Origin of the sequence: Pandoraea anhela (assembly GCF_902459655.1) — a bacterium.
GTDB lineage: Bacteria > Pseudomonadota > Gammaproteobacteria > Burkholderiales > Burkholderiaceae > Pandoraea > Pandoraea anhela.
On record NZ_CABPSB010000001.1, the window covers coordinates 301,341 to 324,228 of the forward strand.

General features: G+C 64.9%; 18 protein-coding genes. 8 read left to right on the forward strand and 10 right to left on the reverse strand.

Annotated features, from left to right (window positions below):
* Positions 1–118: 118 nt before the first annotated feature.
* On the reverse strand, positions 119–691 hold the full coding sequence (locus tag PAN31108_RS01260; RefSeq protein WP_150667088.1) for an HdeD family acid-resistance protein: 573 nt from the start codon (positions 689–691) through the stop codon (positions 119–121).
* Positions 692–1,349: 658 nt separating this feature from the next.
* Here PAN31108_RS01260 and PAN31108_RS01265 point away from each other — a divergent pair.
* The 4 genes from PAN31108_RS01265 to PAN31108_RS01285 all read left to right on the forward strand — a co-directional run bounded on the left by PAN31108_RS01265 (position 1,350) and on the right by PAN31108_RS01285 (position 6,377).
* The gene (locus tag PAN31108_RS01265; RefSeq protein WP_150667089.1) at positions 1,350–1,877 is read left to right on the forward strand and encodes a Csu type fimbrial protein; all 528 of its coding nucleotides are present in this window, start codon (positions 1,350–1,352) and stop codon (positions 1,875–1,877) included.
* A 15-nt stretch (positions 1,878–1,892) separates the two neighbouring features.
* Positions 1,893–2,660, forward strand: a complete 768-nt coding sequence (locus PAN31108_RS01270) for a fimbrial biogenesis chaperone (protein WP_150667090.1) — start codon at positions 1,893–1,895, stop codon at positions 2,658–2,660.
* 100 nt (positions 2,661–2,760) lie between these two features.
* The gene (locus tag PAN31108_RS01280) at positions 2,761–5,397 is read left to right on the forward strand and encodes a fimbria/pilus outer membrane usher protein (RefSeq protein ID WP_217426271.1); all 2,637 of its coding nucleotides are present in this window, start codon (positions 2,761–2,763) and stop codon (positions 5,395–5,397) included.
* A complete protein-coding gene (locus PAN31108_RS01285) occupies positions 5,394–6,377 on the forward strand; it encodes a Csu type fimbrial protein (protein WP_150667092.1) in 984 nt (327 codons plus the stop codon). The genes PAN31108_RS01280 and PAN31108_RS01285 overlap by 4 nt, the downstream gene beginning before the upstream one ends.
* A 39-nt stretch (positions 6,378–6,416) precedes the next feature.
* Here the strand turns inward: PAN31108_RS01285 and astA are convergent, their stop codons facing one another.
* From astA to ilvB, 6 genes are all read right to left on the reverse strand, one after another.
* The gene (astA, locus tag PAN31108_RS01290; protein ID WP_174994823.1) at positions 6,417–7,472 is read right to left on the reverse strand and encodes an arginine N-succinyltransferase; all 1,056 of its coding nucleotides are present in this window, start codon (positions 7,470–7,472) and stop codon (positions 6,417–6,419) included.
* Positions 7,473–7,693: 221 nt separating this feature from the next.
* Entirely contained in the window at positions 7,694–8,935 is a 1,242-nt protein-coding gene (locus PAN31108_RS01295) for an aspartate aminotransferase family protein (RefSeq protein ID WP_150667094.1), read from the reverse strand.
* Between the two features lie 202 nt (positions 8,936–9,137).
* Positions 9,138–9,860, reverse strand: a complete 723-nt coding sequence (locus tag PAN31108_RS01300; protein ID WP_150667095.1) for an amino acid ABC transporter ATP-binding protein — start codon at positions 9,858–9,860, stop codon at positions 9,138–9,140.
* Positions 9,844–10,596, reverse strand: coding sequence for an amino acid ABC transporter permease (locus PAN31108_RS01305; protein WP_044455952.1), 753 nt, complete (start codon positions 10,594–10,596; stop codon positions 9,844–9,846). The genes PAN31108_RS01300 and PAN31108_RS01305 overlap by 17 nt, the downstream gene beginning before the upstream one ends.
* Before the next feature lie 176 nt (positions 10,597–10,772).
* On the reverse strand, positions 10,773–11,552 hold the full coding sequence (locus PAN31108_RS01310; RefSeq protein ID WP_217426272.1) for a basic amino acid ABC transporter substrate-binding protein: 780 nt from the start codon (positions 11,550–11,552) through the stop codon (positions 10,773–10,775).
* 209 nt (positions 11,553–11,761) lie between these two features.
* Complete coding sequence (ilvB, locus tag PAN31108_RS01315; RefSeq protein WP_150667096.1) at positions 11,762–13,594, reverse strand: biosynthetic-type acetolactate synthase large subunit; 1,833 nt, start codon at positions 13,592–13,594, stop codon at positions 11,762–11,764.
* Positions 13,595–13,766: 172 nt separating this feature from the next.
* Between ilvB and PAN31108_RS01320 the strand changes: the two genes are divergently transcribed.
* The 3 genes from PAN31108_RS01320 (at position 13,767) to trhA (ending at position 15,788) form a co-directional block, all read left to right on the forward strand.
* Positions 13,767–14,327, forward strand: a complete 561-nt coding sequence (locus PAN31108_RS01320) for an Lrp/AsnC family transcriptional regulator (protein WP_246183718.1) — start codon at positions 13,767–13,769, stop codon at positions 14,325–14,327.
* Positions 14,328–14,524: 197 nt separating this feature from the next.
* Positions 14,525–15,079: a peroxiredoxin gene (locus PAN31108_RS01325; RefSeq protein ID WP_150667097.1), complete on the forward strand. Its 555-nt coding sequence runs from the start codon at positions 14,525–14,527 to the stop codon at positions 15,077–15,079.
* A 43-nt stretch (positions 15,080–15,122) separates the two neighbouring features.
* Positions 15,123–15,788, forward strand: coding sequence for a PAQR family membrane homeostasis protein TrhA (gene trhA, locus PAN31108_RS01330; protein WP_150667098.1), 666 nt, complete (start codon positions 15,123–15,125; stop codon positions 15,786–15,788).
* Between the two features lie 2 nt (positions 15,789–15,790).
* Here the strand turns inward: trhA and PAN31108_RS01335 are convergent, their stop codons facing one another.
* Positions 15,791–17,401: a hybrid sensor histidine kinase/response regulator gene (locus tag PAN31108_RS01335; protein ID WP_174994795.1), complete on the reverse strand. Its 1,611-nt coding sequence runs from the start codon at positions 17,399–17,401 to the stop codon at positions 15,791–15,793.
* Between the two features lie 395 nt (positions 17,402–17,796).
* Between PAN31108_RS01335 and PAN31108_RS01340 the strand changes: the two genes are divergently transcribed.
* Complete coding sequence (locus tag PAN31108_RS01340) at positions 17,797–19,440, forward strand: methyl-accepting chemotaxis protein (RefSeq protein WP_150667100.1); 1,644 nt, start codon at positions 17,797–17,799, stop codon at positions 19,438–19,440.
* Between the two features lie 96 nt (positions 19,441–19,536).
* Here the strand turns inward: PAN31108_RS01340 and PAN31108_RS01345 are convergent, their stop codons facing one another.
* A complete protein-coding gene (locus PAN31108_RS01345) occupies positions 19,537–19,821 on the reverse strand; it encodes an acylphosphatase (protein WP_150667101.1) in 285 nt (94 codons plus the stop codon).
* Between the two features lie 90 nt (positions 19,822–19,911).
* On the reverse strand, positions 19,912–22,497 hold the full coding sequence (locus PAN31108_RS01350; protein ID WP_150667102.1) for a PepSY domain-containing protein: 2,586 nt from the start codon (positions 22,495–22,497) through the stop codon (positions 19,912–19,914).
* Between the last annotated feature and the right edge of the window lie 391 nt (positions 22,498–22,888).

The window sequence follows — 22,888 nt, forward strand, 5'->3', positions numbered from 1 at the left end:
GTCAGGCGACCCGCAGGTCGCCGAGGGGGGGAAGCCGTCGGCATCGGGCGCCGGCCTGTAGACCGGTCCCGTGCGGACGAAGGGAAACGTTGACGACTTCGTTTGGATAACGAATCGATTACGACCTGAGATGCCCCGACGGCGCGGGCGACACACCGTGCCCGGCGCCGCGCAGCTTAACGCCGGCCACGGCCAGCAGCACGCCCCAGATGATGGCCCACGACCCGATGGCCCAGATCAGCGCAAGCGCACCGGCGCCCGGTTGCCACATGATGAATACGGCAAACAGGATGCTGAACACACCGGACAGAATGACCCACAGTTCGCCCTTGATCTCGCGACGCAGCGCGATGCCGGCGGCCACCTGCAATACACCGGTGACGAAACTCCAGGCCACGATATAGATCAGCAACGCCACGGCGGTCAACGCCGGGTTGAGATAAGTCAGGACTCCGATAACAATGCCCGCGATGCCTTGCAGCAGCGGCAGCCACCAATCGGCATGCTCCTGGCGCGCGCTCCAAGCGCCGCCGAGCGAAAAGATCCCGTCAACGAACGAAAACGCGCCGAAACAAAGCACCAGCACGGCAAGCGTTACGCCGGGTAACGCAAAGGCCGCAATCCCGAAGATCACGGCCAACACGCCGCGCAGCACAAGCAACCACCAGTATTTCGACAGAAGTCTGAGCATGGCATCCCTCTCGTGAAATATCCGCAGGTAGCGAATACGGGCGACTGACGGCCTATCACATGTTTGACGTGAGTGGGCGCCCGATGCGCGTCAAGAGGTCATTCTAGAGACGGCTGCGAGGTGAGATCAAGTGAAATATGCACGAATGCTTTTGCCATCGACAGCCGCTTTGACGTGCGTCATCCCGCTGTCGATTTGTTGCACCGCTGACCTGACGGCACTTCGGGCACCGATGCTTGTGCAACGCCGGCGAACTTCCTGCGAACCGCCTGTGAGCCCGCTGCGAGCCCGCTGTGAGCCCGCTATGAGCGTGATGTGAGGCCCCTGCCAGCACTGCGGCATGGCGTCGCATCGCGCCACGTCACCGCTCGATCATGACACCCGACCTGCGCCGTCGTGCGCACTGCGTCATGGGAAAACGTGCGCGTTGCGCGTATATCTCCGACACCCGCCGAGCGGCATTCCCCAGGGATATTGGGATCATTCCGAAAGTGCATTTATCGGTCGTATTTCGGGCAAATGCATTCATAAACTACGTAAAAAGCGTCCGAAACCGAGTGCGTGAACGGGCGTGATGCGCACGTAATCTGAACGTTAATAACGTAGTCCCCACAGTAGAACATCATCTCTTCAAATAGGACTCCAAAGGAGAATCATCATGAACCGACCGTTGGTTTGTCTGGCCTTCACCGGCATCGTCGCGGCACTCACGCACGGCGGCCCGTCGCACGCCGCCGTCTACTCGAATGGCTCGGCAACCGCGCAGATGCGGGTGCAGCTGACCATTCTGCCCGGCTGTACCATCGCCGCCACGCCCATGACATTCAACGCCGTGCAAGGTTCGGCGACCGGCCCGGTGGCGAGCACGTCGTCGCTCACGGTCGTCTGCACGGCGTCCACGGGATACAACATCGGCCTGAATGCCGGGACCGTGCCGAATTCCACCGAGACGAACCGGCTGCTGGCCGGCACGCTCACCGGCAACACCACGACGATTCCGTTCGGCCTGTTCCAGGATGCCAACTACGCCACGCCGTGGGGCAACACGCAGGGCTCGAACACGCTGAGCGACTCGGGCACCGGGGTGGTCAAGACCTACACGGTCTACGGTCAGGCGACGCTCTCGGCCACCATGCCGGCACCGGACGTCTATTCCTCTACGGTGACGGCAACCGTCTACTTCTGACGCATCGGGTCCATCATGACGATCAAGAGTCCCGCGAGACCCGTCGTCCGGCGACCTGCGGCATACGCCTACGGCGGCGCGTTCGTCGCGTTGCTCACGCTTTGCGTGACCGACGGCAACGGGGCGACGCTGCAAGTCTCGCCCGTCATCGTCAACATTCTTCCCTCGCAGCCCGCCACCACACTGACGCTCGGCAATTCCGGCGACCTGCCGATTCACGGCCAACTGCGGCTTTATGCGTGGACGCAGCGCAACGGCGACAACGTGCTCACGCCCACGCAGGCCCTCATCGCCAGTCCGCCTATCTTGCGCATCGAGCCTGGCGAGCGTCAGATCGTGCGGCTCGTGCACGTGGCGCGCAAGCCCGACGGCAACGAACAGAGCTACCGGCTACTGGTGGACGAACTGCCGTCGGCCGAGGCTACGCCCTCGGACGGCGTGTCCATTCGTCTGCGATATTCGCTGCCGGTGTTCGTACAGACGAGCCATTCGCGCGCCCCGTCGCTGCATTTCGACGTGCGTATGGCGCAAGGCGAACTGGAAGTGCGTAACGACGGTGAGCGACACGCGCAGCTCGGCGCAACGCGGGTGCTCGATGCGTCCGGGCGTAGCGTCGAGCTCACGCGCGGACTGCTCGGCTACGTGCTCGCGGGGCAGTCACGTCGCTTCGCCGTGCGCTGGCCGGCCGGTGCACCGCCCGTCGCCCCGTTCACGGTGGAATCGCGCATCGACGCGGTGCCGATGCGCTTTGCCGCAGACGTCGCATCGGATGGCGAGCGTTAGCCGTGCCGCCGCCCGCCGCGTCGGATTTCCCCCGGGGCGCGCCGCATCGTCGCACGCCGGCGCGGGCGCGGGCGCGGGGTGCATAGCCGTTGCGGCGTCGATGACCGTCGCCCTCGTGGCCTGCCAGGCATGCCAGGCAGGCGTGACATCCCAGGCATCCGCCACATCGGCCACATCCGCCACATCCGCCACATCCGCCACATCTGCCACATCGGCCACATCCGCGACATGCGCGGAGAATCCGGCGGCGTCCGCGTTCGGCGTACACGAGGACGCCCGGGACCTGCCCGCCCGCCGGGCGCGCCCGGCATGTCCCCCGCATACGACCGGCACGGCGCTGTTCGACGACACCGCGCTGACCACCGCGGGCAGCACGATGCCGCCTCGCGGGGGCAGTCCGTCGGGAATCGCCCGGCTCGACGGCCCCTACATACTCGAGGTCATCGTCAACGGCGAATCGACGGGGCGCATCGCCCCCTTTTCACGGCGTCGGGGCCGCTGGTTCGCGAAGGCCGGCGACCTGCGCGCGCTCGGACTATCGCCCGATCGGCTGCCGGCCGGGGACGCCACCGACGTCGCACTCGATTCGCTCGATGGCATTCGCACCGCGTACGACGCCTCACGTCAGACGCTAGCGCTCGACGTCGGTGACATGTGGCTCGCGCCGTACCGTCTCGGCAGCCCTCAGCCGGTGGTCATCGGCGCGACCGCAGACCCCGGCGTGATCGTCAACTACGATGCCTACGTGCAACGCGACCGTTTCACCCGCGCGTCGCTCTGGAGCGAAGTTCGCGGCTTCTGGTCGGGCGGCACGGTACAACAGACGGGCCTTGCCGAGCACTCGCGCTGGCGGCACGGCTATCGTCGCTACGACACCTGGTGGCAGCACGACGACCCGTCGCGTCTGACCACCTGGGTGGCAGGCGACCTCATCACCGGTTCGCTCTCCTGGTCGCGGTCGCTGCGCATTGCGGGTCTGCAATGGCGACGCAACTTCGCGCTGCGCCCCGATCTCGTGACCTTCCCGATCCCCGCGTTGCGCGGCAGCGCGGTCGTGCCGTCCTCCGTCGATCTGTATCTCGACGGCGTGCGACGCATGGGCGGGCGCGTGCCGCCGGGCCCGTTCGTCATTCAGGAGACACCGGGCCTGACCGGCGATCTGCAAGCGAGCGTGGTGACGCGCGATGCGCTCGGGCGCGAACAGATCACGACCGTCCCCCTTTATGTCGACCCGCGCCTGCTCGCACGCGGCTTATCGAGTTTTTCCGTGGAAGCCGGTCTGCCGAGAGACGATTACGGCGTTCGCTCGTTCGCCTACCGGCATCATCCGGTCGCATCGGTGGCTGCGCGCTACGGCGCGACCGACACCGTCACCGTCGAAGCGCAGGCGCAAGCCGGGCGACGGCTCGCGCTGGGCGGCGCCGGTGCGCTGGTCGCGCTCGGGCGCGGCGGCGTCGTCAGCGCATCGATGTCGATCTCCGGCGGGCGCGGCGCCGGCAGTCAATGGAGTGCCGGCTATCAATACCTCTCGCGCCGGCTCAGCATCGACGCGCAAATGATCCGAACCGCGGGACGGTATCGCGACATCGCGACCCTTGACGGAGCGCCTGTGCCGCACGCGAGCGATCGTGTGACCGTTTCCCTGCCGTTCGGTCGCAGCAGCACGGCGTCGCTGGCATGGTTCGCACAGCGCGTATCGCGGCAGCCGGCCACGCGCGTCTTGTCCGCCAGCCTGACGCTGCCCGCAGGCACGCGCGGCATGCTCTCGATGGGAGGCTTTCGCGACTTCGCCCGCCGACGCTCGCACGGGGTCTTCGCCATGCTCAGCGTATTGCTCGGCGGCAGCGCCGACGGGGCGAGCGCGGCGTTGGGCAATGCGTCGTTCAGTCAGCAAGGCGGTCAGACGCAGGCATGGGTCGGCGCCAGTCGCCCCCCGGATTACCACGGCGGCTGGGGATGGCAGGTGCTCGGCGGCCGTGCTTTCTCGCAGCGCACGATGCAAGGCCAGGTGCAGTATCTCGGACGCCACGGCGAAATCTCCGCGCTCGCGCAACGCGTGGGACGCCAGTCGGGGGCGGCACTCGGCATGACCGGCGCGCTCGTCGTCATGGACCACAGCGTGCACGCCGCGCGACGCACCTACGACGCCTTCGCGCTGGTGAGCACCGACGCGCAGGCGCACGTGCCGGTGTTGCGCGAGTCGGTGCCTGTCGGACATACCGATTCGCGCGGCTACTTCCTCGTGCCGGATCTGAACGGTTACGAGGCGTCGCGCATCGGCATCGACCCCATGCATCTGCCCGCCGATCTGGAAGTCGCCGCCACCGAGCGGCGCGTAGCGCCGCAGGCACGCAGCGGCGTACTTGTGCATTTCCCGGTGCGACGCTACCGGGCCGCGCTCGTCACGCTCGTCGACACGACAGGACAGCCATTGCGGCCGGGGACGTCGGTACGTCACGTGCAAAGCGGCATCGTGACGGTCGTGGGGTACGACGGTGAAGTGTTCGTCGACGCCCTTGGCGCGCGCAACACGCTCGAAGCGCGCGACGCGCGCCAACGCTGCCGCGTCTCGTTCGACTGGACGACGCCGCCCGAGGGACAGATCGCCCGCGTAGGGCCGCTCGCGTGCGTGGCATTCGGCACATTGGCCGGAGACAAGGCTTCGCCCCCGCCCGCGGCGAAGGACACCGATGGCGCGCCCGCCCCCGCCCCATCGCGGCAGGAGAACCGCTCATGATCCTCACCCGGACGATCCTCATGGCATGCCGTTACCACGCCATCGCAGCCGGTTGCCTCGCGATGCATATGAGCGCGCTGGCGCAGACCTGCACCGTCGGCAACCCAACGCTTGCCTTCGCCGCATTCAGCCCGATCTCGGGATTCGCACTATCGGCCACCGGCACGTTCCCCGTGTCGTGCACCTGGCCAGCACTCGGTGGCAATCCGAACGTCAAACTCTGCTTGTCGCTCAATGCCGCGCAGCCGCTTACGCTGACGAGCGCCACGAATGTCGGCAGCGTTATCAATTTCGGACTCTTCACAGACCCATCGTTCTCGAACGCGTGGGGCAACAGCACGAGCAACGTTATTTCGCTCACGATGGCGCGCCCCATTCTGGGCGGCACCGTGACACAGAACGTGAATTTTTACGGGAGGATTGCAGCGGGACAAACGACGGTGCCGACGTCAGGCAACAGCAATACGGTCTATTCGCGGGCATTCGCGTCGGCCGATACGGCCCTGCAATACGCGTCGTATGCGGCCCTCTCCCCCGCACCGGCGTGCGGCACCGCCATGACGGCCGTGCCCGGTTCGCCGTTCACCGCCAACGTCACCGTCATCAACAACTGCACCATCGCGGCGGCCAACATTACCTTCGCGACCCAATCGGCACTTGAGAGTCCCGTTGCCAGCAGCGGGCAACTGACCGTGCAATGCACGAAAAACGACGCCTTTCGGGTGAGCCTGTCGGGCGGTTTGCTCGGCACCGTGACGGCGCGCAAGATGACGGGACTGACATCGAGCGTCGGGTACCAGCTCTATCTGGACAGCAGCTACGCCACGATCTGGGGGGACGGCACCGCCGGCACGTCGCAACTGACCGGCGTGGGCACCGGGCTGATTCAGGTCATTCCGATCTTCGCGCTCGTTCCCGCCCAATCGACGCCTGCCCCCGGCGTCTACACGGACACGGTGACAGCGACGATTCAGTTCTGAGCGCGCTCGACGGTCGATCCGAGCGTGGCCGGCAGCCGTTCAGACGGCCTCGGCGCGCGGCGGCTTGAGCGGCAGTACCTGCACGCGGTCGCCCTGCTTCACGCCGAGCGCCTTCGCGGCAAGCGGGCTGAGGGAGAACGCGCGCCGCTCCGGGCGCCCCGTCACCAGCGTGGCGCGGAACCCGTCGAGGCCGAGGCACGCCACAAGGTAAGGTTCCGCGTTGGGTACGGCGGCAGATGCGCCGTCCTCCATCGTCACGACATTGGCCGACAGATAGCGGCTATCGCGTGCGGCGCGTAAGTCCGCCACCCGCGCTTCGAGCACCGGCCCGCTGTCGAAGATGTCGACGTGAGCACCGGAGCGCATGCCCTCCTGCTCCAGCAGACGCCGCGCAGGGAGCGTATCGCGATGCGTCACGCCAATGGCCGCCTGCGCCTGCGGCGACAGGAAGTCGACGTAGATGGGGTACTTCGGCATCAATTCGGCAACGAAAGACTTCTTGCCGATGGACGTCAGATAGTCCGCCTGATCGAAATCGATCTTGAAGAAGTGCTGCCCGAGCGACTGCCAGAACGGGCTTTGCCCGTCGTCGTCGAAAAATCCGCGCAGTTCGGCGCAAACATGCGGGCCGAAGCGCTCCGGGAACTGCGCCATGAACAGGAAGCGCGCCTTCGACAGCAATGCGCCGTTCCCGTGACCGCGCCACTTCGGGTCGAGCAGCAGCGAGCAAAGTTCGCTGTAGCCCGTCAGATCGTTCGAGAGCGAGAGCGTCAGCATGCGCGACCACACGTTCAGCTCGCGGCTCGCGTGAACGATGGTGTCCTTGCGGTACGTGTAGAACGGTTGCTCCAACCCGACGGCCGCCTCCAGCCCGCAGACGCCGGCAATCTCACCGGTTTCAACGTCCTCCATCACGAACAGATAGCCCTGCTCGGCCGTCGGCGCCTGGCCCTCGACGGTCGCCGCGACTCGCGCCAGACGCGCTTCGAGCGCCGCGCGATCCGGCTTGAACGACGTCATGCCTGGTCCGGCCAGCGCCGCCAGCGCCAGCAGCGCAGGCAAATCCCCCGGACGCGCCAGACGCACCACACGCAGCGAATTCACCGCATTGTCCTGTGTTAACCCTGCGTGCGTCGCACCTGCGTGGGCGTGTGCGTCGGGCTTCGCCGTCGCTTTCGATGGATACGTCATGTCGGCATTCCGTGAGGAGATGGAGCGTCGGATGAAACAAGGGCCGGAGCGACGCTATCCGCCGGTCCGGCCCGAAGCCCTGGACATTGCTCGGGTCTGGGTGCGCTTCGCGCTCAACCGCGCAATCAGGCCGCCTTCGCCGTCGCGGCCACCGCAGCGACCGCCTTTTCCAGCGAAGCAAGACCGGCGTCGATGTCGGCGAACGGAATGTTGAGCGCCGGTGCGAAACGCACCACATCGCCCCCCGCTACCAACAGCATCAGACCGTGCTTTTCAGCTTCGCTGACGATGTCCTTCGCACGACCGGCGAACGCCGGCTTGAGCACGGCGCCGATCAGCAGGCCCATGCCGCGCACCTGCGCGAACACACCGTGCCGCGCATTGATCGCTTCGATGCCCTTGACGAAGTGATCGTGACGCGCCTTCACGCCATTGAGCGTCTCGGCCGTGTTGATCAACGCCAGCACGCGACCGGCAATGGCCGTCGCCAGCGGGTTGCCGCCGTACGTGCAGCCGTGCGTGCCCGGCGAGAAGCTCGCGGCGATCTTGTTCGTCGTGAGAATGCCGCCGATCGGATACCCGTTGCCGAGCGCCTTGGCGGTGGTGAGGATGTCCGGCGTCACGCCGTATTGCTCGTAGGCGTACAGCGTGCCGGTACGACCGACACCCGTCTGCACCTCGTCGAAAATCAGCAACGCGCCGTGCTGATCGCACAACTCGCGCAACCCCTTCAGGAATGTCGGATCGGCCGGCAGCACACCCCCCTCACCCTGCACCGGCTCGACGATCACGGCGGCCGTCGCTTCCGAAATCGTCGCCTTGGCAGTTTCGAGATCGTTGTACGGCAGATGCATGATGCCGGTCGGGATCGGGCCAAAGCCTTCGGTGTACTTGGCCTGTCCGCCCACGCTCACGGTAAACAGCGAACGACCGTGGAACGAGTTGTAGAACGAAATGATTTCGCTCTTTTCCTTGCCGCCACGCTCGGCGGCATGGTCGTAGGCGTAACGGCGCGCGAGCTTGAGCGCCGCTTCATTGGCTTCGAGTCCCGAATTGCAGAAGAACGCCTTGTCGGCGAACGTGGCTTCGGTGAGGGCCTTGGCAAGACGCAGCACCGGCTCGTTGGTGTAACCGTTGCCGATGTGCCAGACCTTGCGGGCCTGCTCCTCGATGACCTTCACCAGTTCCGGATTGGCATGGCCGAGCGCGTTGACCGCGATACCGCCGGTGAAATCGACATACTCGCGACCTTGCTGATCCCACATGCGCGAGCCTTCGCCGCGCACGGGCACCATCTGGGCAGGAGCGTAATTGGGCACCATCACGTCGTCGAACGTCTGGCGGGTCACAGCGATTGGCTGGCTCATGACTACCTCGTGAAATCGGGGTGCAATCTGCGATTGCGGGGCAGCCCCCCGGACAAAGGTCGCTGCCCTGTGAAAAAACCTGGCGCATGGCTCAGGGTGCCTGCGACGCGCCGGTGCTCCAGGTCACTCGGCGCGCGTACCCTCGCATTGTAATCAGATGCGGCGCGCGGATATACCTTTGCGCGCGTCGCCGTCGTGAGAATTACAGGACTTTGCGCAGGAATTCGCGCGTGCGCTCGTGCTTGGGCGCCGTGAAGATCTGCTCGGGCTGGCCTTCTTCCATGATCACGCCCTGATCGATGAAGAACACGCGGTCGGCGACTTCACGAGCGAAACCCATTTCGTGCGTCACCACGACCATCGTCATGCCTTCCTCGGCGAGCGACTTCATGACTTCCAGTACTTCACCGACCAGTTCCGGGTCGAGCGCCGAGGTCGGCTCGTCGAACAGCATCACGGTCGGTTTCATGGCGAGCGCGCGCGCAATCGCCACGCGTTGTTGCTGACCGCCGGAGAGTTGATTCGGGAACGCGTCGATCTTGTCGATCAGACCGACCTTTTTCAGAAGTTGCTCAGCAATCGTCACCGCTTCGGCGCGCTTGACGCCGTTCACCTGCATCGGCGCGAGAACCAGATTCTCGAGCACCGACATGTGCGGGAACAGGTTGAAGCGCTGGAACACCATGCCGACGCTCGCGCGCATGGCGTTCATGTCCGTCTTCGGGTCTTCCACATGAAAGCCGTTGACGAGCACTTCGCCGCCCGACACGTCTTCCAGACCGTTCAGGCAGCGCAGGAAAGTGCTCTTGCCGGAGCCCGACGGCCCGATCACGCACACCACTTCCTTTTCTTCGATGCGGCAGGAAATGCCGCGCAGTACGTGCGCCTCGCCGTACTGCTTTTGCAGGTTATTGACGACGATCACCTTTGCCGTACCTCGTTTCCAGATGTTGAACAAATGCCGACAGCACCAGCGTGATCACCCAGTAGATGAGTGAAATCGTCAGATACGGCTCCCAGTAGCGCGCATAAGCGCCCGACACCGTGCGGGCCGCATAAGCGAGTTCCGCCAGACCGATGGCCGACGCGAGCGACGAATCCTTCACGATGGCAATCGCGTTGTTGCCGAGCGGCGGCAGCATGCGACGAAACGCCTGCGGCAACACGACCTTGCGCAGCGTCTGCATATAAGTCATGCCCAGCGAGCGGGCCGCTTCGGCCTGACCACGGTCGATCGACTGGATGCCGGCGCGAAAGATTTCCGACACATAGGCGCCGGCATTGAGCGAGATCGCCAGCACGGCCGACATGAACGCGCCGTACTGCGAGCGGATTTCACGGGCAAAATCGCCGCTCACGATCAGGCCGCCCGACGGATTGATCAGCACGGGCATCAGCGCGAAGTGGATCAGCAGGATCTGCACGAACAGCGGCGTGCCACGGAAAAAGCTGACGTAGAACCGCACCGGATATTGCACCGCGTAGCGCAGGAAATACTTGTAGAAGCCGTGACGCGCTTCGGCCAGACGGCCAACGCCAAGCACGAGCCCAAGTAACGTGCCGGCGATCACGCAGATCACCGTGCACTTGAGCGTCATCAGCGTGCCCTCGACGAACAGGGGCATGTATTCGCTGATGATGTTCCACTGGAACCCACCCATGAAGCACCTTTCTCACAAAATGAAAATGATCGGACAGCGCCGCTACCCGACAGAAAAAACGCTCGCGGCCCGGGGGATGATGTCGGAACTCGACGATCAGCTCACGGGCCGCGAGTGGCCAGAGTCTCTGGCGCGCGTGGCGCGAATCTTACACGCGTTGAATGCGGTGCGCCGGATTACTGCTGCGGCAGGGTCGGCACATCGGCGTCGAACCACTGCTTGTAGATCTTGGCGTAGGTGCCGTCGGCCACGATCTTCTTCAGACCGGTATTGATCTTGTCCAGGGCGACCTTGTTGCCCTTCTTCACGGCGATGCCGAAGTACTGGCGCTTGAACTTGCTGTCGTACACGAGCTTGAACGGCTTTTCCGGGTGGCTCTTGATGTAGAACTTGATCACGCCGACGTCGCCCACCGCAGCGTCCACGCCGCCGCGATACAGCTCTTCGAGCATGAGCGGCGTGTTGTCGAAGCGACGGATGGCGGTGCTTGCCTTGCCCAGTTCGTCCGAGACGGCGATATCGCCGGTGCTTGAGTTGACCACACCGACCTGCAGCTTCTTCAGGTCCGCCAGACCGGCGACTTTCGCGGTCGGTGCGGTAATGATGACCTGATCGGCCGGGAAATACGGGGCCGAGAAGTCGACCATTTCACGACGCTTGTCGGTAATGGTGATGCCCGAAATGATGATGTCGCGATCGCCCTGATCCAGCGTGGCGAAGATGCCTTCCCACGGCGTGCTGACCAGTTTCACGTTGAAGCCGCCGGCCTTGCCGATCGCCTTGATCACGTCGATATCGAAGCCGACCAGTTCCTTTTGCGGCGTTTCGAATTCGAACGGACGGTAGGTGCCGCCGGCCCCCACGGTGTAAGTCGGATCGGCGGCCTGCGCTGCCGGCAGCGCGGCGAAGGTCGTCAGAAAACAGGCGGCGGCCAGCACCAGGCGCTTCGTCAACATATTTTTCCTTGGCGAGGATTCTAGAAAGAGCGCAATGATACTCCTCGCTGCCTCGGAAACGAAAAAAACCCGCCAAAGCGGGCAGTCTCGTTGCGATCTCGCGACGCGAGGCAGCATTCGCGCAAAACGAGAATACCGCCCCATGGCCAATCAACGCCGGGCGGTACACCTGCCGCCACCGGGTCGCCCCTTACGCTACGTAGGGAAAATCAGAATGCCCCGGCGGCAATCGGGCCGGCCGCCTGCCCGGGACCGAAGACGACATCGCGATACGTTTTGCCGGCGGGAATCATCGGATAGACGTCGTCCTCACGGGCGACCAGCACGTCGAGCAAGTACGGCTCCTGCGGGTCCCGAAGCATGCGGGCCAGCGCGGCGGGCAATTCGTCGGCCTGGACGACCCGTGCCCCAGCCACGCCATATCCGGCCGCGATCGTCACGAAATCCGGATACGGACGGCCGTCCTCAGCGCCGTCGGGCACATTTGGATCCACGAGCGACGACGCCACGCGATTGCGCGAATAGATCATGTCCTGCCACTGGCGCACCATCCCCAGCCACTGATTGTTGATGACGAGCACCTTGACGCCCAATCCGTAGCGGCGACAGGTCGAGAGTTCGTTGACGGACATGTTCAGGCTGCCGTCGCCATCGATGTCGATCACCGGCACGTCCGGCAGCGCGACCTTCGCGCCGATAGCGGCAGGCAGACCGAAGCCCATCGTGCCGAAGCCGGCGCTCGACAGGAACGTGCGCGGCGCGCGCAAACGCAGGTGCTGCATGGCCCACATCTGGTGCTGCCCCACGCCGGTGGTCACGACAGCCTCGGGCGGCAGCATTGCCGCCAGCGCGGCAATCACGTCGACGCCCGTCAGCATGCCCTGCCCGGCGTGAGCCTCACCAGCTTGCGTCGCGCCTGCGGTGCGCAGCGGATGCGCCTCGCGACACTCACGCAGGTACGTGTGCCATGCCGGAACGTCGCGACGCGTGGCATGGCGCAGCAGACCGGTGAACGCGTCGCGCAAGTCGGCATGCACACCGAGCGTCACGGGCTTGTTCTTGCCGATTTCGGCGGCGTCCACGTCGATGTGAATGATCTTCGCATGACGGGCGAACGATGCCGGATCCCCGATCACACGGTCGTCGAAACGCACGCCGAGCGCCAGCACCACATCGGCCTCGTTGACGGCGACGTTCGCCGCATAAGCCCCATGCATGCCCAGCGGCCCGAGCAGTAACGGATGATCGTCCGGCACGGCGCCCAGCCCCATCATCGTGAGCGCGACCGGGCAATTGAGCGCCTCGGCCAACGCCACGAGGTGCGCCCCCGTGCCCGAGGCGATCACGCCGCCACCGGCGTAGATCACCGGCCGCTCGCTGCGGGCGAACAGCGCGGCGATACGCTGCGCCGTCTCGTCGCTCATACCGGCCGGGGCTGCGGCCGCGACACGCTTGTCCGTCGGCTGCTCCGGACGCGCCTGCTGAATGTCCTTCGGGAAATCGAGCAACACCGGCCCCGGGCGGCCTGCCAGCGCACATGCTGCCGCTTCTCGCAGCGCCGCCGGGATATCGCGGGCCTCGCGCACCTGCCGCGCGAGTTTCGTGATCGGCTTGGTGATGGCGACGATGTCGACTTCCTGAAAGGCGTTCTTGCCGAGCCAATGCGTGGCGACGTTGCCGGTAATCGCCAGCACCGGCACGGAATCGCTCGCAGCGTCCGCAATGCCGGTGACCAGATTCGTGGCGCCCGGCCCCGACGTGACAAGGCAGACGCCCAGCTTCCCGGTAGCGCGGGCGTAGCCCTGGGCCCCGAAAACGGACCCTTGCTCATGCTCGGTGCGCACCAGTCGGATCGGCACGCGGGAGAGCGCGTCAAGCATCTCGAGATTGGCCCCGCCCGGGTAGCAGAACACCGTGTCGATGCCAATCTCGACCAGCGTGCGCGCAATGAGGTCTGCCCCTTTGGCAGACAGCGGAGCGACAGGCTGGGCGACGGCACCGGTCGCGGTTTCGGCAGCGGGCAGAGTCAAATCGAGTTTCATGGGTATGGGTTTTCCTACAGCATCGGCAAAACTTGAGGGGATGGTTGCGACAACCGTCGCTAACTGGAGAAAAGTGTACGTGGAGCGCGGGGTAAATGCTTCGCGTATCGTTGACAAAATTGCATTGATTTCGCATGATCCATTCAAATTTCACTCACCCGAGGAATAAATCATGCAAATCGACGAATTCGACGAAAAAATCCTCGCACTCTTGCAGGAAGACGCCTCGCTGTCGGCGGCGCAAATCGGTGAGCGCATCGGCTTGTCGCAGTCGCAATGCTGGCGTCGCATCGACCGTCTCGACGCCGAGGGGGTGATCCAGCGACGTGTCGCGCTCGTCGACCGCAAGAAGGTCGGACTGAACGTGATGCTGTTCGCTCACGTGAAACTCGCCGGGCACAGCCGCAGTGCACTTCCCGAATTCTCGAAGGCGATTCAGGCGTTTCCGGAGGTGCTCGAATGCCATGTGCTGATGGGTAACGTCGACTTTCTGCTGCGGATCGTGACGCGCGACGTCGAAGCTTACGAGCGCTTCTTCTTCGAGCGGCTGTCGCAGTTGCCGATGGTGCAGGAGGTCAACTCGATGATCGCGCTCTCACAGATCAAGTCCACGACGGTTCTGCCGATCGGCAGTGACGGTAGTGGTGCGAGTGCTGGCAGCGTGGGGAGTGGCGGCAGCAGCCAGGCGAGCGGGCACGGCGGGTCGGCGCCCGGCATTGCCCGGGGCACATGACATGCCGCCTCGTGACGCCACGCTGACCGACGCATGTCACAGAACCGACCGTAGACTGGCGCTTTGTGCAGACGCGGCAGTCAGCGCGCAGGACGCCGCGCGACGACGGTTGCCGTGGCGCCGCCAAAGGCCGTGGTCCACGTTGGACAGCGCCTTCGCAAGCCTCTATCCTTAAGCATCCACTTTGGGAGCCTTGCATGAAACGTTGGTTCGGAATGACTGCCGCAGCCGCCATCGTCGGCATTACGGCGTGGTGCATGATCCCCGCCCATGCGGCATTGCAGAACGGCGCAACAGCGCCCGACTTCAAGGCGCAAGCCTCGCTCGGCGGCAAAGTCTTCACCTTCTCGCTCGCCGACACCCTGAAGAAGGGCCCGGTCGTGCTGTACTTCTACCCCGCAGCGTTCACCACGGGTTGCACGATCGAAGCGCACGACTTCGCCGAAGCCACGGACAAGTTCAAGGAGATGGGGGCGACGGTGATCGGCGTTTCGAACGACAACATCGATACGCTCAACAAGTTCTCGGTGTCCGAATGCCGCAGCAAGTTCGCCGTGGCTGCCGACACCGATCAGAAGATCATGAAAGCCTACGACGCCGTGCTGGCCCTCAAGCCCGACATCGCCAATCGCATCTCTTACGTGATCGCCCCCGACGGCAAGGTGATCTACAGCTACGTCAGCATGGATCCGGACAAGCACGTTCAGAACACCATGGCCGCCGTTCGGAAGTGGCACGAGGCGCATCACTGACGACTTCCCGCATTCCAGACGCCCCCCCCCCGATGAGGACGGCATGAGTACGGCACCCCCGACCGCGAGGGCCATCGCTCGCGCGCAGACCCGCAGCGAAGAGTTGGCCAACAGCGTCAGCCACGGCCTCGCCTGCCTGGCCGCGCTCGTCGCGATTCCGTTTCTGTTTAGCACCGTGCGTCCGCCGTTGCCCAGCACCGTGCAACAAATCGGCGTCGGGGTGTTCGCCGTGACCATGGTCGTGGTCTATCTTGCGTCCGCGCTGTATCACGGGCTGCCGGACGGCCGGGCGAAACGCCTGTTCATGCGCGTCGACCATTGCGCCATTTTCCTGTTCATCGCCGGCACCTACACGCCCTTTACGGTCAAGATCCTCAACGATCCCTGGGGCTGGCCGTTGCTCACGGGCGTGTGGACGATGGCCATTGCCGGACTGATCGCCAAATCGCTTGGCTTGCTCGACCGCCCGCTGGTGTCCACCCTGCTCTATATCGGGCTGGGCTGGGTCGCCGTGCTGGTCGCGGGTCCCGTGCTCGCCGCCATCCCGGGCCCGGGCGCCGGATGGCTCTATGCAGGGGGCGTTGCTTATACCATCGGCGCGATCTTCTATTCGCTAGACGGTCACATCAAGTTCGGACACCTCGTCTGGCACCTGTTCGCTATCGGCGGTACCGTCTGCCACTATCTGGCGGTCTGGCGTTACGTCTGACGTCACCTCGGGTCGCCGTGCCCGGCAAACCCTTTCCCGCATTTCGCCAACCGCTCGGCGAGCCTGTCACAGCGCGCAGTCAACGCCGGATCGCCGAACATCCGGCAAGCGCCCCGCATCCGGTGCAGCAGCGCCTGTGCCGCGTCGAAATCTTCGGCGCGTCGCCGAATCATCAGACGCCGGAAGCGCGCCAGATCCTTCGCCATTTCGTCGCGCATCATGCGCCTCGCATACGGATCGTCCCGCAATGGCGTCGGACGTGGCGGTGACTCGTCGCGCGGTCGGGCCGACGCACCCGCTGCGGGCCTCCCCGCGTGATAGGGTTCATGGGACTGATGGGGCTCATGGGGCTCATGGGGCTCACACGTCTCATCAGCCGCACGGTGCTCATACGTGTCGTCCAACGCCGGCCAGCGCACTGCGAGCGTGTGCGACAACCGCTCGCGCGAGACGGGCTTCGTCAGCACCTCGTCGATACCTGCCGCCTGCGCGGCACGCGCTTCGACTACCGAACCGGTGACGGCGTACACCACGGGCTCGCGGCGACCGAGCATCGGCGCCAGCGCATGCAAGGTCCTCGCGAGCGTGAGACCGCTTGCGCCATTGAGTTGTACGTCGGTGAGCACGACATCGACGTCGAGCGCCATCCACTGCACCAGCGCCTCGGTCAGATCCCCCGCGCTCGCCATCTGACAGCCGAGCGAGGCCAGTTGCTCACCGAGTATCCTGCGGTTCATCACGTGGTCGTCCACTACCAGCGCTTGCAGCCCCTCACGCATGGCGACCGGCGTCACGGGCACGGCGACCGGCGCCACGGGCACTGCGGTCGGCCCCCCACGCATGGCGACGTCTGCCGGTGCGCTCGCCGAAGTCTCCAAGGCAGGTGTCACGGCAGCCGCCGCTTCGGGCAACCGGAACGGCACCGAAAGCCGGAACCGTGCGCCGGTCGTCGACGTCTCCGCACAGAGCGACCCCGCCATGCGTCGCGCCCATTGCCGGGCAATCCACAGGCCCAGCCCCGTGCCCTGCACCGAGGGATCCGCACGCGCAAACGCCGCGAAAACCGCGTTCTCCATCCCCGCCGGAATACCCGGCCCCGTATCCGTGACGTGGATCGTCAACTGTGGCGCAGCCGGCCTCGATGCTTGCGTCGCTATCTCGTCGGCCGCTAGCTGCCACGACACCCGCACCGCTACACCACCGCAAGCCGTGTACTTCAGCGCGTTATCGAGCAGCGTGCGCAACATCTGACGCAACCGGACGGCGTCGCCCCAGAGGAAAACGGGAACGTCGTGCGCGATCTCGCACGTCAGATCCAGCCCCTTGGATTCCGCCCTCCCGACGAACGCATCGACCTCGGCATCCAGACACGCGCGGACTTCGAACAGCGCCTCACGCAGCGGCAGTTGTGCAACGTCGCCTTGCCCGAGTTCGAGCACGTCGTTCACCGCTCCCGCAAGCGCGTCGAGCATGCTTCGCATGTTGCCCAGCCGCCTGCGTGGCGTACGTGCCGGATCGGATGCCGTCTCGAGATGCGCGGCATCGTCCCACAACGCCTCGAGATGCCCCTGCAACACCTGCAACGGTGCGCGCAACTCGTGCACCAACGCCATGCGAAATGTGCCGGGATCGCCGGGCTCATGCCTTACAAAATCTTCCGACGAACTGTCGTCACCTCGTTGATACCGCCCCGCGTCGGGGCTTGCGTGTCGGAACTTGAATTTGTCGAGATTCATCGCGTCGTTGACGCCTCATCACGATTCACGCGCTTCGGCGTACTGAAGAAGTGAAACAGCCATCAAGTCTGGCCGTTTGCGCGACGCTTGCGACTGCGCAAATTCCGAACTTTTTTTGCCGCCACCGCACTTTCGGAATCGCCCGAGCCCGGAGAACTCAAGTTCCGGTTCCCATATGCCGATAATCCCTATGCCCCGTCTTGCACTCACCGATGGACGGGGAGGCCGTGCCACCTCCCGGCCCGGCCTGGGCATTCAATCCATCGATCCATATGTATAAGAACATTACGATTCGGGCCAGTCTGACGCTGGTTCTAGGTTTGCTTGGTGCACTACTCGTCCTCGTCAGCGTGCTGGGCCTGGGAGCGCTTGGCTCCAGCAACGAATCCCTGAGCAAGATGGCCACGGAAGACACTCCCGCGCTGGCCGAACTCAAAGGGACCGGCGAGCAAATTCTCCGTACGCGCCTGTCGATGGCGACTTATGCGTCGTATGTCAGCCTCGGCGCCGATCCCGAGGAGTCCGAAAAAGTCCTCAAACGGGGTACCCAGTACATCGCCACATCGGACGCCCTTTGGAACGATTATCTGAAACGTCCCAAAGAAGATGCGCACGAAGCGGAGTTGGCGAAAGCCGCCGACGAAAAGCGCCGCGCCTTTTTCGAGAAGGTCGTCACGCCTGCCCTCAACGCGCTGAAGCAGGGCGACGTGGCCGGTTTCCATCAGATTCAGGCACGCGTCGCACCCTCCGCATACAACGGCGTCGAGTCATTGATGCGTGAATTGCAGGACATTCAGGTGGCGCGCCAGAAGGCGCGTTACGAGGCGGCGCAGGCACGTTACAACATCATGCGCATCGCCATGGGCGCGACCCTCGCGCTCGCCCTGCTGCTGGCCTTGTGGGGCCGCGCCATGCTCGCGCGCGCCGTGCTGCGTCCGATTCGCGAAGTCATCGCGTATTTCGAGCGGATCGCCGCAGGCGACCTGAGCCAACGCATCGAACAACGCACGCGTAACGAGATGGGGCAACTGTTCGGCGCGCTGGGCCGGATGCGCGACTCGCTGGCCAGCACCGTCGGCACCGTGCGCGAGAGCACCGAAGCCATTCACGGTAGCGCCCGGGAAATCGCCGACGGCAACGCCGACCTGTCGCGCCGCACCGAATCGCAGGCGTCGTCGCTGGAGGAGACGGCTGCGAGCATGGAAGAGCTGACGGCGGTGGTCAAACAGAACGCCGAAAATGCCCGCGCCGCGAGCCAGTTGGCGGTGACGGCCTCCGAAACCGCCGCGCGCGGGGGCGACGTGGTCCAGGAAGTGGTGACCACCATGCGCGACATTGCCGAAGCCTCGCAAAAGGTCAGCGATATTCTCACGGTGATCGACGGGATCGCCTTCCAGACCAACATTCTGGCGCTCAACGCCGCCGTCGAAGCGGCACGTGCCGGCGAACAGGGCCGCGGCTTCGCCGTGGTGGCCGGCGAAGTCCGTACGCTGGCGCAACGCAGCGCGGCGGCCGCCAAGGAAATCAAGGGATTGATCGAGGCGTCGGGCAACCGTGTGGAGGCCGGCACCCGTCTGGTAGAGCGCGCCGGCGCGACGATGTCCGAGCTTGTGCAGTCGGTGAAGCGCGTGACCGACATCATGGGCGAAATCTCGGCCGCCAGCGTCGAGCAATCGAGCGGCATCGAGCAGGTCAACATGGCCGTCACGCAGATGGATGAGATGACGCAGCAGAATGCCGCCCTCGTCGAAGAAGCGTCTGCCGCCGCAGCCGCCCTCGAGACGCAGGCCGCACGCCTGCGCGAGTCGGTCGCGCTGTTCCGCCTGTCGGCGCACGAAGCCGCTCAGCTGCCCGCGCTCGGCCTGATCGGCTCGGGAGCCGCCACCGCGCAGGGTTCGCTGGCGCTCGCCGCCTGACGCTCCCCCGGCGTCAGCGATCGGCGGCGCAAGTCGAAGGACGCTGACGTCACACCAAGCATTCCGGATGCCGTCCGCTCAGCGCGGCTTTTGGATTCAGACGCTGGCGCGCTGCTCGAAGCCCTTGAGCGGCGACGCCGCCACCCACGCCTTGTCCACGTCACAAGACGACACCTGCGCCCCGCGCGGCCCCTGTCGCATCCACTCGCACAACGCCAGCAACTGGGCCGCCTCGCCTTGCGCAATGGCTTCGACCGTGCCGTCGCGACGATTACGCACCCACCCAACCAGTCCGAGCCTGCGCGCTTCGACCACGCACGCCGCGCGGTAGCCCACGCCCTGCACCCGTCCGTGCACTACGATTTGCCACGTTGCCGTCATTGCCCCTCCTGTCTTGCCAGCGAGATCACGAGAAAAGGGCCCGATCGATATCGAGCCCTCTGATCACGTTAGCACACCATCGGTGTCCGTCTAATAGATGTCACGACGATACCGGCCCTGCGCCGAGAGTTCGAGCAGCGTGTCGGCGCCGATGGCATCGGCCAGCGCCGCATCGACCGCCGGCGCCATGCCGGCCAGACTGCCGCATACATAAATGGAGGCGCCGTCGGCCACCCACTGCGCAATGGCTTGTGCCGAGCGGCGCACGTGGTCCTGCACGTAGACGCGCTCAACCTGGTCGCGCGAATAGATGCGGTCGAGCCGCGCGATGCCGCCCTGTGCCTGCCACGCCCGCAATGTGGCGTCGTGGAAGGCGTCGTGGCTTGCCTGACGCTCGCCGAAGATCAGCCAATTGCGGACATGTCCCTGAGCAATTCGCGCCGAAAGATGGGCGCGTAGTCCGGCGAGTCCCGTGCCGTTACCGATCAGGATCATGCCGCCCGCGCCGAGCGGCCCATGGAAACCCGGGTTCGAACGCACGCGCATCGTCACACCCTCGCCCAGCGCCGCCCCGTGCGTAAGCCAGCCGGAGCCGAGGCCGAGCGTGCCGTCGGGGTTACGTGTCTGACGCACGAGCAACATGAGCTTGCCTTCGTCCTGCGTCGACGCGATGGAATACTCCCGCGCCGGCAACAGCGCCAGACGCGACAGCCAGTCCTGTAAATCGACGCCCGCCGGCGGCGCCGCGTCGGGCAACACACGCTCACGCAGGGCGTCGCCCAGCAATGCCTCGCGACCGGCCACGCTCACCCGTACATCGGGCGCCCAGACGCTTCCCGCGAGGAAGGTGTCGATACGCTCGGCCGCGTGACGCGGCAGTACCTCGACCAGATCGCTGGCGACCCACTTCGCGCCTTGCGGCGGCGTGAACGCCAGATGGTAGGCAGGCAAACCGGTGCTGCCCGGGTTGAGCACTTCACGCTCGGCCAGTGTCCACGACTGGAAACGCGGGCCGTCGTCAGCCTTCGACGCCACCAGCGGGCGGCCCAGCCACTCACCCAATCGTTCCTGCCAGCGCGCCCATGCGCCGGGATCGCCCCGGTCGACCTCGATAGGCTCGAATGCCGCGACACCTCCCTGCGCACGCAGCCAGCCATCGAGCTTGCGTCCGAACCCGCAGAATGTGTCGTAATGGCTGTCGCCGAGCGAGAGCATTGCGAAACGCAGTTTGGGCAACGCCAGCGCCTGATTCATCAATTGTTGCGAGAAGCGGCGGGCGCTGTCGGGCGGCTCGCCATCGCCGAACGTGCTGACGATGAACAACGCCCGTTTGGCCGCGCCGAGTTGCGCCTGCCCGATACGCGCGAGCGGCTGAATCTGCGCCGGAACGCCCGCCCCTTGCAGCATGCCCGCCGTCTGCCAGGCCAGCCCTTCCGCAACACCGCTCTGGCTCGCATAGCCGATCAGCACGCCATCGTCCGCGAACGAGGCGGCCGCTTCGCCCTTCGTCGGCGCCGTCGGACGTGCCGCCGCCAGTGCGCGCTTCTTCTTGCGACGGTCGAGATACAGCATCCAGCCGGTGACGAAGAACACCGGCATCATCAGGCTCGACAGCATCATGACGATGATGCCAGGCGTGCCAAAGAAGCTGCCACGATGCAGGGCGTAGATGCTCGTCATCAACTGGCCGCCCGTCGTCTTCTGCGCATATCGCTCTTCATTGCGAATGGCGCCGGACGCCGGCTCGATATCCATGCGGCTGAACGCCCGTTCATGCGGCACGGTCTTGTCGAGCCACGTCATTTGCAGCGGGCCGCCGGGCTTTTGCGACGGTCGCAAATAGACTTTGGTGTAATCCGGCACACGCGCCGTGAAGCTTTCCCACACCGTGTCGATCTCGTCCGGGGGCGTCGACGCCAGATCCGGGAGCGCTTTCTTTTTCTCCCCAGACATCGCAGTCTTCGGCTTTTCCGGCGCGCGATTGCGCACCGGTTGTGCAACGCCGGCGATCGAGAACAGCATGCCGCGCCACCAGTCGTACGACCAATACAGGCCCGTGGTCGCGCTAAGCAAATAAGGCACGAGTACAACGGTGCCGATCACGGCGTGCAAATTCCAGAGGAAAGGCCGGCCACGCTTTTTGAAATCGATGTGGAACCACGCACGCCAGTTGCCGATACGGCGTGGCCAGCGCAGATACAAACCGCTGAGCGCCAGCAGAAACAACAACAGCGTCGCCGCAGCAGTGATCTGTTTGCCGATGCCGTCCACCGTCAGGAAACGGTGAATGTCCATGATGAACCGGAAAACGACGTCCGCCTGCGAACGCCCGAGCATCTGCCCGGTGTACGGATCGACGAAGTACGTTTCGCCACGCGTACCGTCGTCGATCGACAGGCGCACCCCGACGGCATCTTCGGGCGCACGCATCACCGTCATGAGCAGAATGCGCCGATCCGGCACGGCCTCATGCACGCGGGAGACCAGTTCGGGCACCGGAAGTCGAGCCGAGGTCGCCGCGTCGGGCACCGCCACCGTCATGACCCCCGGGCTGAAAGCGCGGGTAAGTTCTTCGTAATACGACAGCAGCGCGCCGGTCAGGCCGACCACTGCCAGCACCAGCCCGGCCGTAATGCCGAAGCACCAGTGCAACTGAAACCACAGTCTTTTCATCATTGTTGTCGTCCGACGCACGTCCGTTCGCCAGTGGTGGCGCGCGCGTGGCAAGTGTGCCGTGCCGCACTTCCTTAATGGAGCACTATGCGGCAATTAGCGCATGTTATTGCAAACGATTCTCATATTCAATACCCACTTACCTTTCCGCTGCGTGTCAGTGCCGTCCGACAAGAATTTCATACATAAGACGACGTCTTGTCGCTTTTTGAAGGATTAGGATGAATTCATCCGCGCGGATGACCGCGCTCCCGCCCATCAAACCGCCGCGCGTCACGCCTCGTCTGCCCACTCCCTAGCCCATTTGCTGGCCCTGGAACGACCTGTCGACCTGCGGCACGACAGCGACGGAGTGCCATGCAACCCCTAGCGTCTTCCTTTCCCGCCTCGCCGA